This window comes from Corynebacterium sp. UMB9976 (assembly GCF_030212265.1).
Taxonomy (GTDB): domain Bacteria; phylum Actinomycetota; class Actinomycetes; order Mycobacteriales; family Mycobacteriaceae; genus Corynebacterium.
In genome coordinates this window covers 1-12,557 of record NZ_JASODY010000029.1, presented here as the reverse complement: position 1 = coordinate 12,557, position 12,557 = coordinate 1, and the positions used below count along the sequence as shown (strand labels likewise).

Sequence of the window (12,557 nt, the reverse complement as noted above, 5' to 3'; positions counted from 1 at the left end):
ATCCGGAAAGGGCCCATGAGATAAAAAGGGCCCACCCGGCGACACGCCGGGCAGACACACTTTTTGCTACTTAACCCTTAATGCTGGTCGCCGCGGGGTTAAAACGTGCCCCCGGTGAGACTCGAACTCACACTGGACGGGTTTTGAATCCGTTGCCTCTGCCAATTGGGCTACGGGGGCGCAATAGGTCAAAGCATACGGCAGCGCCCAGGTGGGCACAAAACAGCGGGCGGGGTGCGGTTCAGTAGGATAGCGGGCATGACAACCGGTGGTAAATCTGAAGAAACCCTGCTCCTCCTCGACGGGCATTCGCTTGCCTTCCGGGCGTTCTACGCCCTCCCGGCGGCGAACTTCTCGACGACCGGCGGGCAGCACACCAACGCCGTCTACGGATTCCTGGGGATGTTCCTGGGGCTGGTGGAACAGGAAAAGCCCACCCACATCGCCGCCGCCTTTGACCTTTCGGGCCCGACCTTCCGAGAGGCGGAATTCCCCGAGTACAAGGCGCAGCGCCCATCCACCCCGCCGGAGTTCAAGGGCCAGATTGAGCTGATCCGCGAGACGCTGAAGACCCTCGGCATCACCACCCTGGATAAGGAGAGCTACGAGGCGGACGACATCATCGCCTCGCTGGCCACCCAGGGCCACGACGCGGGCATGAACACCCTCATCTGCACCGGTGACCGTGACTCCCTGCAGCTCGTCGAGGACGACGTCACCGTCCTCTACACCCTGCGCGGGGTCTCCGAACTCCACCGCTTCACCCCGGAGGCCGTGGAAGAGAAGTACGGCGTGACCCCGAAGCAGTACCCGGATCTCGCGGCACTCCGCGGCGATACCTCGGACAACATGCCGGGCGTGCCGGGCGTGGGCCCGAAGACCGCCCAGAAGTGGATCCAGAAGTACGGTTCCCTGGACGGCGTCATCGACAACATGGACGACATCCGCGGCAAGGTGGGCGAGAACCTGCGCGCCTATGTCGCCGACGTCCAGCTGGCTCGGAAGATCACCGAAATGGTCCGGGACCTGGACATGGTGGACAGCCTGGACACGCTGAAGCCGGCGGACATCGACCCGAACGACGCCCTGGCGATCTTCGAGAAGCTGCAGTTCGGCACCACGCTGCGCAACCGCACCTTCCGCACCCTGGGCGTGGAATTCGAGGACACCACCAGCATCCCCGTCACCGAGGAGGAGCTGACCCCCGGCAAACTTGCCAACTGGCTGAAGAAGAACGCCGCCTACCAGGAGGGACGCGACGCGGTCGCCGAGGCTCTCGCCGTGGACATCGAGGACGAGACACTCGGCCTGCTCAGCGCTGAAAATAAAGGCCTAACGCTTGACCTCGCCGCCCTGGATGCGAAGGACGAGCAGGTGCTGCGCACCTGGCTGGCCGACCGGGGCGCGCCGAAGTGGTTCCACGATTCCAAGCAGAGCTTCCACGCACTGCGCCAGCAGGGCTTCGCTCTCGACGGGGTGGAGCACGACACCTCCGTGGCTGCCTACCTCGTCCGCCCGGACCTGCGCAGCTGGTCGCTGGGAGACGTGCTGCAGCGCCACGCGGGTCGCGACCTGCCCGAAACCTCGGGCAGCCTGGAGCGCGCCCAGGCCGTCCGCGAGCTCGTCGAGATCATGAACCAGGAGCTCACGGAAGCCGGCCAGGCCGAGCTTTACTTCTCCATGGAGGTGCCCCTGACCCACATCCTGGCGGAGATGGAGGCCCACGGCATCGAGGTGGATAAGGCCGCCCTCGAGGAGCTCGCCGCCGAATACGAAGCCCAGATCGCCCACGAGGTGACCGCCGCACGGGAGCTCGCCGAGGACGATCAGCTCAACCTCTCCAGCCCCAAGCAGCTGCAGAAGGTACTTTTCGAGGACTTCGGCCTGCCGAAGACCAAGAAGACGAAGACCGGCTACTCAACTGCTGCCGCGGAGCTGGAGAAGCTGCAGCAGCAGACCGAACACCCCTTCCTCAACCACCTCATGGCGCACCGTGAGTACCAGAAGATGAAGAGCACCATCGACGGCCTCATCAACGCCATCGACGGCGACGGCCGCATCCGCACCACCTTCAACCAGAAGGGAGCGGCGACCGGCCGACTGTCGTCCTCGGAACCGAACCTGCAGAACATCCCCGTGCGCACGGAAGCGGGCCGCAAGATCCGTTCCGCGTTCCGCGTCGGAGAGGGCTACGAGACGCTGCTGACCGCCGACTACTCGCAGATCGAGATGCGCGTCATGGCGCACCTTTCCGAGGACGCAGGCCTGATCGAGGCCTACCGGGCGGGGGAGGACCTGCACAACTACGTCGGCTCCCGAGTCTTCGACGTCCCCGTGGACGAGGTCACCCCGGAGCTACGCCGTCGCGTTAAGGCCCTCAGCTATGGCCTGGTCTACGGGCTCTCCGCCTTCGGGCTTAGCCAGCAGCTGGGTATCAGCCCGGGCGAGGCCAAGGGGATCATGGAAAACTACTTCGACCGTTTCGGTGGCGTGAAGCGCTACCTGGATAAGGTCGTCGAGGCGGCGAAGGAGACCGGTTACACGGAGACGCTCTACGGTCGCCGCCGCTACCTGCCTGAGCTGGCCAGCTCGAACCGGGTGGCTCGGGAGAATGCCGAGCGTGCCGCTCTCAATGCGCCGATTCAGGGTACGGCTGCGGACATCATCAAGCTCGCGATGCTGCGGGTGGATCGTGCGCTGCGCAATGCGAATCTCAAGTCCCGGGTGCTGCTGCAGGTCCACGATGAGCTCGTCCTGGAGATCGCGCCCGGTGAGCTCGAGCAGATCCAGCAGCTGTTGGAGGAGAACATGGATTCGGCAGCCAGCCTGCGGGTCCCCCTGGATGTCTCCGCAGGCCACGGCGAGAACTGGGATCTCGCCGGGCACTAGCCTTCGCCACAGCGTTGTAGCAGCGCCGCAGCGTCGCCGCAGCGTGTGTGGCGCAGCAGCGTTGTGGGGATGCTATTCTTCACTGCTTATGAGAAATCCCCACGGTGTTTATTCACCGTGGGGATCTCCCGTCTAGTTGCAGACGCCGCGGATTCTAGGACGTTGCGGTGGCTTCGGTTTTGTCGCCCCCGAAGCGCCGTTCCGCGACAACCATCGCAGCCACGATCGCTGCCCCCAGCACGAATAGAACAATGGCGCCACCGAGGTTCTCGCCCGGGGCGAGCAGACCAGCGGCATCGTCTTGCCACGGCCACAGCGCGCGCAGGCTTCCCAACAGCAGACCGGCCATCGCAGCCAGCGTGACGGTGCGGTGCTCGTTGAGCATCTTCTCCAGCAGGCGGACGAAGAGCACGATGCCCGTCAGCGCGCCGAGGGCGAACACGCCCAGGTAGGTGAAGTTGCGTTCGTCCACCGCGCCGAGCGTGGCCTCATAGAGGCCGACTGCCAGCAGGAAGAAGGAGCCAGACACACCGGGCAGCACCAGCGCGCAGATCGCCACCGCTGCGGCGAGGAACACGATGATCAGGTGTGGTTCATGCTGCGTGCTGCTGGTGAACCCGGTGGCCCAGAACGTCAGCACCGCGAAGATACCCATCACCGGCAGCACCTTCGCCCAGCTCGCTGAAGCGTTCTTCCAGTCGATCATCAACAGTGGCACGGCGATGGAGACCAGCACCATGCCGAGGAATAGGGCGCGCGCCGCGACCGGCTGGTTGGTCACGAAGTCCTTCATCGGACCTGCCATGAGCACCACGATCAGTCCCATGCCGATGAGCATCGGAAGCAGCAGCCACCAGTCCACGTCGCGGAAGCGCTGGCCCGCCTTCGTTCGGTCCTTCGGCAGGGTCTTCATCCCGTCGAGGAAGACATTGGCGTTATAGATCACGCGCTCGTACACGCCGGTCACCAGTGCGATCGTGCCGCCGGATACACCTGGCACGAGTTCGGCCAGGCCAATGAGGCCGCCGCGAATCGCGTTGAGGATGATCGTGAGCGCGGAGGGCTTGGTCTTGTCAAAGCTCACGCCGCTGGAGCTGCTGGCCGTGTCGGCCGGGGATTGCCCCGATGCTGCGGAGTGCGAAGAGTAATCAGTCACCCGAGGTACTTTACGGCCGAATCCTCGCAAAAGACACCAGGCACGCTGGGTTTATTTCAGGACGTCAGGTTCGGGCAGCACGCAAAAATAATGTGAACACCCTGTGCTCGGCCGGCCTGCGAACCCTAGGGTGGAGGGCATGGCAAACACAGAAACTTGTCGTCTCGGAGTATGGCAGGGCGAAGGCATCGGCCCGGAGATCGTCGCCCCGACGGTGCAGGCGGTGGAACTTGCGCTGCAGTCCAGTGGGGAAGCGACCCCGGAGTTTGTGCCGTTGCTGCTGGGCCGCGAGGCGATCGACGCCACCGGAAGAATCGTGCCGGAAGAGACCTGGGAGACGATCACTGGCTTGGATGGCTGGATCTTGGGTCCCCATGACAATGTGTCTTATCCGCCGAGCGTGGCGGGCCAGCTCAACCCTTCTGCTCATCTGCGCAAACAGGCGGATCTGTGGGCGAATATTCGCCCGGTGCGTGGCGTGCCAGGGGCGGTGCACCCGGACCTGGACGTGGTGATCGTCCGGGAGAACACCGAGGGTATGTACGCCGACCGCAACATGCTGGTGGGCAGCGGCGATGTCACGGTCAACGGGGAAGTCTCCCTCGCGATCGGCGTATTCACCCAGACCAAGATTCGTCGCATCGTCCGCCGCGCCGCTGCCATCGCCGCAGCCCGCGACGGGGTGCTCACGGTGGCTCACAAGTCCAACGTCCTGACCGAGACTTCGGGGCGGTACGTCGCCGAGGCGAAGGCCTGTGCGGAAGAGTTCGGGGTCGAGATTCAGCCGGTTCATATCGACGCCCTGTGTGCGGAGCTGGTGACCCGACCGGAGCGCTACGCCACGATCGTGGCCGAGAATATGTTCGGCGATATCTTGAGCGACCTGGCCGGTGGGCTGGGTGGTTCGCTGGGGATTGCGGGCAGTATCAATGCCAGTGAGTCGCAGGTCATGGCTCAGGCCGCGCATGGTTCCGCCCCGGATATCGCGGGCCAAGGGATCGCCAACCCGGCGGGCATCATGAATTCCGCCGCGCAGATGCTCGACTCGTTGGGCTATCCGGTGGCTGCGGAGCTTCTGGAAGGCGCGGTACGCGAGGCAGTCATCAAGGCACCGACTGCTGATCTGATCCGCGAAGCTGCCGCAGCAGCCCGCGAGTCCGCAACACCTGTGGCTCATGAGTCCGCTGTGGCGAATGGGGTGGAAGGTGCACCCCGCCCCGCCACGACCGAGGAATTTGCAAAACAGGTGTTTGTGCAGCTAAAGCCTCTCGTGTAACCTTCAGTACGTTACGCGTCGAAAGGCGCAGTTTGACCCTGTCCATTTCTATTTGATTTCCGTTTCGGAGAACACTTCCATATGCCAACCAACAACGTCCCTCAGGTAGCCATCAACGACATTGGCTCCGCTGAGGATTTCCTCGCCGCCGTCGATGAGACCATCAAGTACTTCAATGATGGCGATATCGTCGAGGGCACCATCGTCAAGGTCGATCACGACGAGGTCCTGCTGGACATCGGCTACAAGACCGAGGGCGTAATCCCGTCCCGTGAGCTGTCCATCAAGCACGACGTCGACCCGAATGAGGTTGTCGAGGTTGGCGACGAGATCGACGCTCTGGTCCTCACCAAGGAGGACAAGGAGGGGCGCCTGATCCTGTCCAAGAAGCGTGCCCAGTACGAGCGCGCTTGGGGCGCCATCGAGCAGCTCAAGGAGAACGACGAGCCGGTCACCGGTACCGTCATCGAGGTCGTCAAGGGCGGCCTGATCCTGGACATCGGTCTGCGCGGCTTCCTGCCGGCTTCCCTCGTCGAGATGCGCCGCGTCCGCGACCTGCAGCCGTACATCGGCCAGGAGATCGAGGCCAAGATCATCGAGCTGGACAAGCACCGCAACAACGTCGTGCTGTCCCGCCGTGCATACCTGGAGGAGACCCAGTCCGCGGTCCGCTCCGAGTTCCTGCACCAGCTGCAGAAGGGCCAGGTCCGCAAGGGCGTCGTGTCCTCCATCGTCAACTTCGGTGCATTCGTTGACCTCGGCGGCGTTGACGGCCTGGTTCACGTTTCTGAGCTGTCCTGGAAGCACATCGACCACCCATCTGAGGTCGTCACCGTCGGCGACGAGGTCACCGTCGAGGTTCTGGACGTCGACCTGGACCGCGAGCGCGTCTCCCTGTCCCTGAAGGCAACGCAGGAAGACCCATGGCGCGTCTTCGCCCGCACCCACGCGATCGGCCAGATCGTTCCGGGCAAGGTCACCAAGCTGGTTCCGTTCGGCGCATTCGTCCGCGTCGAGGAGGGCATCGAGGGCCTGGTTCACATCTCCGAACTGGCTGAGCGCCACGTCGAGGTTCCGGACCAGATCGTCAACGTTGGCGAAGAGGTCATGGTCAAGGTCATCGACATCGACCTCGAGCGTCGTCGTATCTCCCTGTCCCTGAAGCAGGCTGACGAGGACTTCACCGAGGAGTTCGACCCGTCCAAGTACGGCATGGCTGACTCCTACGACGAGCAGGGCAACTACATCTTCCCAGAGGGCTTCGACCCGGAGACCAACGAGTGGCTCGAGGGCTTCGACGAGCAGCGTGAGGCATGGGAGGCTCGCTACGCCGAGTCCGAGCGTCGCCATCGTCTGCACGCAGCTCAGATCGAGCGCCACCGCGCCGCAGCTGCTGAGGCTGCGGCTAACGGCGAGGGCGGCTACTCCTCCGAGTCCGGCGCTGAGACCAAGGCAGCCGAGGCTCCGGCCGAGGACGCTGGCACCCTGGCTTCCGACGAGCAGCTGGCTGCTCTGCGCGAGAAGCTGGCCGGCGGCGAGTAAATCGCACTACCTGGCTCCGGCGGAGTTGAGATCACCCCGCTAGAGCGCTGAAAGTAAGGGCCCGCACCACACGGTGCGGGCCCTTCTTTGTGCATAGAAGCTGTTGGATAGGATCAACGGCATGTTCGGATCGCTTTCTCACCAGGGCTCTTCCCGCGTGCTGCCTCCGGCAATCATGGCGGTCTCCGGCCTCTCGCTCTACGTGGGCGCAGCGCTGGCCGTGGGGCTATTCGATCACTTCCCACCGGTGGTGGTGGCGTGGTTCCGCATCGCCACAGCAGGCCTGATCCTCTGGGCTTTCTTCCGGCCGCGGGCGAGCTCCTTCATCGGCCGCCCGGCGCTGATCGCCACCTTCTTTGGTGTGGCCGCGATGGCGATGAACATGACCTTCTACATGGCCATTCAGTCCATCCCGCTGGGTTCGGCCGTGGCGATCGAGTTCATTGGGCCGGTGATCGTTGCGGCCTGGGGGTCGAGGCTGCTGCGCGACTGGCTCGCTCTCGGATTCGCCATCGCTGGCGTGCTGGTGATCTCCGGGGCCCAGTGGTCAGCTGAGGCTAGCGGCATCCTCTGGGCGCTGGCCGCGGGTGGCTTCTGGGCAGGCTACATCCTGCTTGGTGCCAAGATTTCCTCCAACGCGGACACCTCGAAGGCATCGCTGGCGGTGGGCTTCACCTACGCCGGTGTCCTTGGCCTTCCCCTGGCCATCTGGCTGTGGCCAGAGAACCTCGCGATGGCCGCACCGACGATCATCGGGCTCGCCGCAGGCCTGGGGCTGCTCTCGGCTGCGATCCCTTATTCCCTGGACCAGGTGGTGCTGAGGCTCGCGGGGTCCTCGCTGTTCGCCCTCCTGCAGGCCGTGCTGCCGCTCGTTGCGACCCTGGTGGGCGCGGTGGCGCTGAAGCAGTGGATCAGCCTCACGGAGTTGGCCGGTATCGCCCTAGTGATTCTCGCGATCGTGCTGCGTAAACCCTGAGGGGAGCCCCGCAACCCCGCGCAGCATCTCCGGGTCGATCACGATGCCGACTTTGTAGACGGTCATCTCGCCGGTGGGCTCCAGAATGATGAGCTGGACGTCCGCTGGCGTTGCCACTCCGGCGCGGCGCATGACCATCCGCAGGTCGTCGCGGGAGACGTGGGTGCGGCGCAGCTGCCGGTCCAGGTACTGGCCGTGCGCGAAGACGGCCTGGGGGTCCTCGTCGAAGACGCGGCTCACGGCGGTGGATTTGCGCGCTGCTCCGAAGATCGCCTCCAGCAGCATGAGTGTGAACAGTCCGATCGCCCCCGCGGCAAGGGTCGGCGGGTGCCCGATGACCACGCGGCCCGAGACCGCGCCGAACATGACCAGGACGACCGCGTCGAAGGCATTCATCTTCGTCATGATGCGCACGCCGAACAGCCGCACGAGGATCAGGAAAAAGAGGTAGATCGCCAGCGCCGAGAGGATGACGATGGGGATGCGGGCTGGGTCGATCGTGATTTGCTCGTAGAAGGCCTGCTGTACCTGCTCCATGATTCTCATGGTAGTTCGCGGCCAACAAAAGGCTTTCGGCCAGCCCGCGGAGAACGCGAACCGGCCGAAAGGGGAGTGCTACAGCGAGCGGCTTAGAGCTTCTCGATCTTCGCCACTGCGTGGACCGTGTCCAACTTGGATGCCTTGCGCAGCTGGACGTCCCAGTCGCCGTTGGCAGCCTTCTCGGTAAAGACCGCGACATTGGCCGGCAGGGTCACCGGCTTAGCAAACTGCACCGTGTAGCGCGCCGCGGACGGGATCTCGCCCTCCAGCGTGGCCAGTAGGCGAGCGGCGGACCACATGCCGTGCGCGATGACCGCCGGGAAGCCGAAGGCCTTCGCACCCACGCCGGAGACGTGGATCGGGTTCTTATCGCCCGAAGCCTCCGCGTAGTCCTTGATCTGGGACGGGGTGACCCGCACGTTCGCGGTCGGACGCGGATCCGCCAGCTCGGTGATCGGCAGGATCACGCCGTCGGTCTTCTCGCCACCTGCCAGCGGGGAGGAGCTCGATAGCTTCGCACCCTTGGCCAGGAAGCCGGAGACCTGGCGCCACACAATCTCGCCGCCCGAGGTGATCTCGGTGACCAGGTCGATGAGCAGGCCCTTGTTGTGCTCGCGCAGGTTCTCGGCGTGGACCTTGATGTCCAGGACGTCGTCGACCGTCAGCGCCCGCTTCTGTTCGATGACGTTATTCAGGTGCACCGCACCCACAGCGCCGAACGGGAAGTCCGGAGCCGTGAGGACCTTCATCACGATGGGGAAGGAGAGCACGTACGGGTAGGTCAGCGGTAGCTCGTTGCTCAGTCGCAGGTCCGTCGCGCTGCAGTACGCCGCGAGGTGCGGAACGTCGATCTTCACGCCGCGGACCTCGAAGGCGGTCTTCGGGTTGTCCTTCGCGGAGCGCGTGGACCCGACGACCGGCAGAATGTCCTTGACTGCGTTCCGGTACTCGTCCATGAGAGCCGGAATCTTGGGCAGTTCCTTGTAGGAAACCTCAGCCACAGGAACCTCCTTTAAGAAGTTGAAAAGATGTCAGCGGGGCAGTGCTTTGTTTACGCGCCCAGCAGGGACTGGCCACAGACGCGGACCACGTTGCCGGTCACGGCGTTGGAAGCCGGTGCCGCGAAGTAGGCGATGGTCTCTGCAACGTCGATGGTCTGGCCACCCTGCTGCAGGGAGTTCATGCGACGGCCGGCCTCGCGGGTCGCGAACGGGATGGCGGCGGTCATCTGGGTCTCGATGAAGCCCGGTGCCACGGCGTTGACGGTGATGTTCTTGTCCGCCAGCTTCTCGCTGAAGGTGTTGACCAGGCCGATGACGGAGGCCTTCGTGGTGCCGTAGTTGGTCTGGCCACGGTTACCGGCGATGCCCGCGATGGAGGACACGCCAATGACGCGGCCGTTGTCGTTGAGGCCACCGTTGGCGATCAGGCCCTCGGTGATGCGGACCGGGGCGATGAGGTTCACGGCCATGACGGCGTTCCAGCGTGCGTCGTCCATGTTGGCGAGCAGCTTGTCGCGGGTGATACCTGCGTTGTGGACGATGATGTCGATGCCCTGGCCGAAGCGCGCCTCGGCGTGCTCCTTGAGCTTGTCGGCCGCGTCCGGGGCGGTGACGTCCAGCGGCAGGGAGGTGCCCTTGACGCGGTTGGCCGTCTCGGCCAGGCCGTCGCCGGCCTGCGGGACGTCCACGCAGATGACCTTCGCGCCGTCGCGAGCCAGGACCTCGGCGATCGTGGCTCCGATGCCGCGCGCAGCACCGGTGACGACGGCGACCTTGCCCTCAGAAGGCTGATCCCAGTTGGCCGGTGCGGTGGCTGCGGTGTCGTCGACGCGGATGACCTGGGCGTCGACGTAGGCGGACTTGCCGGAGAGCAGGAAGCGCAGGGTGGACTCCAGGCCGGTGAAGTCGCCGGAGAGCTCCGGGCTGACGTAGACCAGCTGGGCGGTCGCGCCGCGGCGCAGCTCCTTGGCCACGGAGCGGCTGAAGCCCTCGAGGCCGCGCTGGGCGATCGCCTCGTCGGTGGACTCGGCAAGCTCCGGGGTGGTGCCGAGCACGACGATGCGGCCGTTCGGGGCGAGCTTGCGCATCACCGGGTTGAAGAAGTCGAAGAGCTGGTGGAGCTCCTCCGGCTTGGTGATGCCGGTCGCGTCGAAAACGAAGGCGGCGTACTTGCTGTCACCGGAGTCGCGGGTCAGGTCGTAGTCCGCATCCAGCAGGGAGGTGACCGGGTCGATCAGGCGGCCCTGGCCACCGACGAGCACGAGGCCCGGCAGTGCTGGCTCGCCGGCCTTGTAGCGGCGCAGCTTCTCAGGCTTCGGCAGGCCGACCTTGTCAGCCAGGAAGTTGCCGAACGGGGACTCGATGAACTCGCCGTAACGGTCGGAGTGCTGGGAGGAAGTCTTAGACACTTATTCTCCTTCGGGTTGTCGCTTTCCGGTCTTCGCGTCACGTTAACTTGCTGCGCGCTGGGAGCGCCCCTTCAGATAAGGCGCGGGCTAGCGGGCACAGCGCGCTGACCGGAGAAGGTTTTTAAGAACGTGACCTCAACTCTACGGTGTTGGGGGTCACACTGAGGGTGAAATCTAGTGAAATTAGTTTTATATTTTCGTTTTCTAACCCACGCCCCAGCACGTCTCTATAGTCGGTTGGGAGACGCACAACTTTGGTGCACATTCTAGAGACGGAGTGAAAACCATCATGACGAACGGTAACCAGAAGAAGGTCGCCATCCTCGGCGGCAACCGCATTCCTTTCGCCCGCTCCAACAAGGAGTACGCGGACGCATCCAACCAGGACATGCTCACCGCGGCCATCGAGGGCCTCGTCGCCCGCTACGGCCTCCAGGACGAAGAGCTCGGCCTGGTCACTGGCGGTGCGGTCCTGAAGCACTCCCGCGACTTCAACATGGTTCGCGAGGTCGTGCTGGGCTCCTCCCTGTCCAACACCACCCCGGCCATGGACATGCAGATGGCCTGTGGCACCGGCCTGGCCGCCATCGTCGCCGTCGGCGATGCCATCCGCGCGGGCCGAATCGAGTCCGGCATCGGCTCCGGCGTGGACACCACCTCCGACGCCCCGCTGGCGGTCGGCGACCAGCTGCGCAAGACTCTCATCAAGCTGACTCAGGCCAAGACCACCCAGCAGCGCCTGAAGCTGGTCGGCTCCATCCGCCCGGCCCAGCTGGCACCGGATCAGCCGAGCAACGGCGAGCCGCGCACCGGCCTGTCCATGGGTGACCACGCTGCGATCACCGCCCGTGAGATGAACATCACCCGCGAGGAGCAGGACGAGTTCGCCGCGACCTCCCACCAGAACCTCGCGAAGGCTTATGACGAGGGCTTCTTCGAGGACCTCATCACCCCGTACCTCGGCGTGCAGCGTGACACCAACCTGCGCCCGGACTCCACCCCGGAGAAGCTGGCCAAGCTCAAGCCGGTCTTCGGCAAGCGCGACGCCGCGCAGCACGGCACCACCGCCACCATGACCGCCGGTAACTCCACCCCGCTGACCGACGGGGCATCCGCCGTCCTGCTCTCCTCCGAGGAGTGGGCCAAGGAGCGCAACCTCCCGGTCCGTGCCTACCTGGTGGACTCCGAGGTCGCTTCCGTGGACTTCCTGCACGGCCACGACGGCAAGACCCCGGACGGCCTGCTGATGAGCCCGACCTACGCCGTCCCGCGCATGCTGGAGCGCAACGGCCTGACCCTCCAGGACTTCGACTTCTACGAGATCCACGAGGCCTTCGCCTCCCAGACCCTGGCCACCCTGAAGGCCTGGGAATCCGAGGAGTACTGCCGCGAGCGCCTGGGCCTGGACAAGCCGCTGGGTGCGATCGACCGCTCCAAGCTCAACGTCAAGGGCTCCTCGCTGGCCGCTGGCCACCCATTCGCCGCAACCGGTGGCCGCATCATCGCCACCACCGCGAAGCTGCTCGAGGAGAACGGCGGCGGCCGCGCACTGGTCTCCATCTGTGCAGCAGGTGGCCAGGGCATCGTCGCCATCGTCGAGCGCTAAACCAGCTGCGCCGATAGCGAAAGAGAAGGCGCCCCGCGGCGGAGGATTCTTCTCGCCCGCGGGGCGCCTTCGGCGTGCTCAGACCACTTAAGTTCTAGTGGTCGTTGCAACACTGATCTGAAGGGTTGGTGTTGGTGATGACGGTGTCACGGTGGGATCCAC

9 protein-coding genes and 1 tRNA gene are annotated in these 12,557 nt (G+C 64.7%); 5 read left to right on the top strand and 5 right to left on the bottom strand.

Annotated elements, in window-relative coordinates; all coding sequences use genetic code 11:
- Nucleotides 1–106: 106 nt before the first annotated feature.
- Nucleotides 107–180 (bottom strand) — tRNA-Leu (locus QP140_RS09255).
- Between the two features lie 78 nt (nucleotides 181–258).
- Here QP140_RS09255 and polA point away from each other — a divergent pair.
- Nucleotides 259–2,889, top strand: a complete 2,631-nt coding sequence (gene polA / locus QP140_RS09250; RefSeq protein WP_284759348.1) for a DNA polymerase I — start codon at nucleotides 259–261, stop codon at nucleotides 2,887–2,889.
- Between the two features lie 154 nt (nucleotides 2,890–3,043).
- Here the strand turns inward: polA and QP140_RS09245 are convergent, their stop codons facing one another.
- The gene (locus QP140_RS09245) at nucleotides 3,044–4,075 is read right to left on the bottom strand and encodes a DUF368 domain-containing protein (protein WP_284759347.1); all 1,032 of its coding nucleotides are present in this window, start codon (nucleotides 4,073–4,075) and stop codon (nucleotides 3,044–3,046) included.
- Nucleotides 4,076–4,184: 109 nt separating this feature from the next.
- Here QP140_RS09245 and QP140_RS09240 point away from each other — a divergent pair, with 109 nt between their 5' ends.
- The 3 genes from QP140_RS09240 (at nucleotide 4,185) to QP140_RS09230 (ending at nucleotide 7,839) form a co-directional block, all read left to right on the top strand.
- Nucleotides 4,185–5,321, top strand: coding sequence for an isocitrate/isopropylmalate family dehydrogenase (locus QP140_RS09240; RefSeq protein ID WP_284759346.1), 1,137 nt, complete (start codon nucleotides 4,185–4,187; stop codon nucleotides 5,319–5,321).
- Nucleotides 5,322–5,402: 81 nt separating this feature from the next.
- Entirely contained in the window at nucleotides 5,403–6,863 is a 1,461-nt protein-coding gene (gene rpsA, locus QP140_RS09235) for a 30S ribosomal protein S1 (protein ID WP_012360388.1), read from the top strand.
- A gap of 121 nt (nucleotides 6,864–6,984) precedes the next feature.
- The gene (locus QP140_RS09230; protein WP_012360387.1) at nucleotides 6,985–7,839 is read left to right on the top strand and encodes an EamA family transporter; all 855 of its coding nucleotides are present in this window, start codon (nucleotides 6,985–6,987) and stop codon (nucleotides 7,837–7,839) included.
- On the opposite strand, the gene QP140_RS09225 is transcribed toward QP140_RS09230, so the two are convergent.
- The 3 genes from QP140_RS09225 to QP140_RS09215 all read right to left on the bottom strand — a co-directional run bounded on the left by QP140_RS09225 (nucleotide 7,804) and on the right by QP140_RS09215 (nucleotide 10,789).
- Nucleotides 7,804–8,385 carry a DUF421 domain-containing protein gene (locus QP140_RS09225; protein ID WP_284759345.1) on the bottom strand — a complete coding sequence of 194 codons (582 nt, stop codon included), beginning with the start codon at nucleotides 8,383–8,385 and terminating at the stop codon, nucleotides 7,804–7,806. The two genes, QP140_RS09230 and QP140_RS09225, sit on opposite strands and share 36 nt — an antisense overlap.
- A gap of 83 nt (nucleotides 8,386–8,468) precedes the next feature.
- Complete coding sequence (locus QP140_RS09220; RefSeq protein ID WP_284759342.1) at nucleotides 8,469–9,380, bottom strand: MaoC family dehydratase; 912 nt, start codon at nucleotides 9,378–9,380, stop codon at nucleotides 8,469–8,471.
- A 50-nt stretch (nucleotides 9,381–9,430) separates the two neighbouring features.
- Nucleotides 9,431–10,789: a 3-oxoacyl-ACP reductase gene (locus QP140_RS09215; RefSeq protein ID WP_284759339.1), complete on the bottom strand. Its 1,359-nt coding sequence runs from the start codon at nucleotides 10,787–10,789 to the stop codon at nucleotides 9,431–9,433.
- A 289-nt stretch (nucleotides 10,790–11,078) separates the two neighbouring features.
- Between QP140_RS09215 and QP140_RS09210 the strand changes: the two genes are divergently transcribed.
- Entirely contained in the window at nucleotides 11,079–12,395 is a 1,317-nt protein-coding gene (locus QP140_RS09210; protein ID WP_012360383.1) for an acetyl-CoA C-acetyltransferase, read from the top strand.
- Nucleotides 12,396–12,557: the final 162 nt, after the last annotated feature.

Coding starts and splice junctions, on each gene's coding strand:
- rpsA (WP_012360388.1), top strand. CDS start 5,403: ATGCCAACCAACAACGTCCCTCAGGTAGCCATCAACGACATTGGCTCC.
- QP140_RS09230 (WP_012360387.1), top strand. CDS start 6,985: ATGTTCGGATCGCTTTCTCACCAGGGCTCTTCCCGCGTGCTGCCTCCG.
- polA (WP_284759348.1), top strand. CDS start 259: ATGACAACCGGTGGTAAATCTGAAGAAACCCTGCTCCTCCTCGACGGG.
- QP140_RS09210 (WP_012360383.1), top strand. CDS start 11,079: ATGACGAACGGTAACCAGAAGAAGGTCGCCATCCTCGGCGGCAACCGC.
- QP140_RS09240 (WP_284759346.1), top strand. CDS start 4,185: ATGGCAAACACAGAAACTTGTCGTCTCGGAGTATGGCAGGGCGAAGGC.
- QP140_RS09225 (WP_284759345.1), bottom strand. CDS start 8,385: ATGAGAATCATGGAGCAGGTACAGCAGGCCTTCTACGAGCAAATCACG.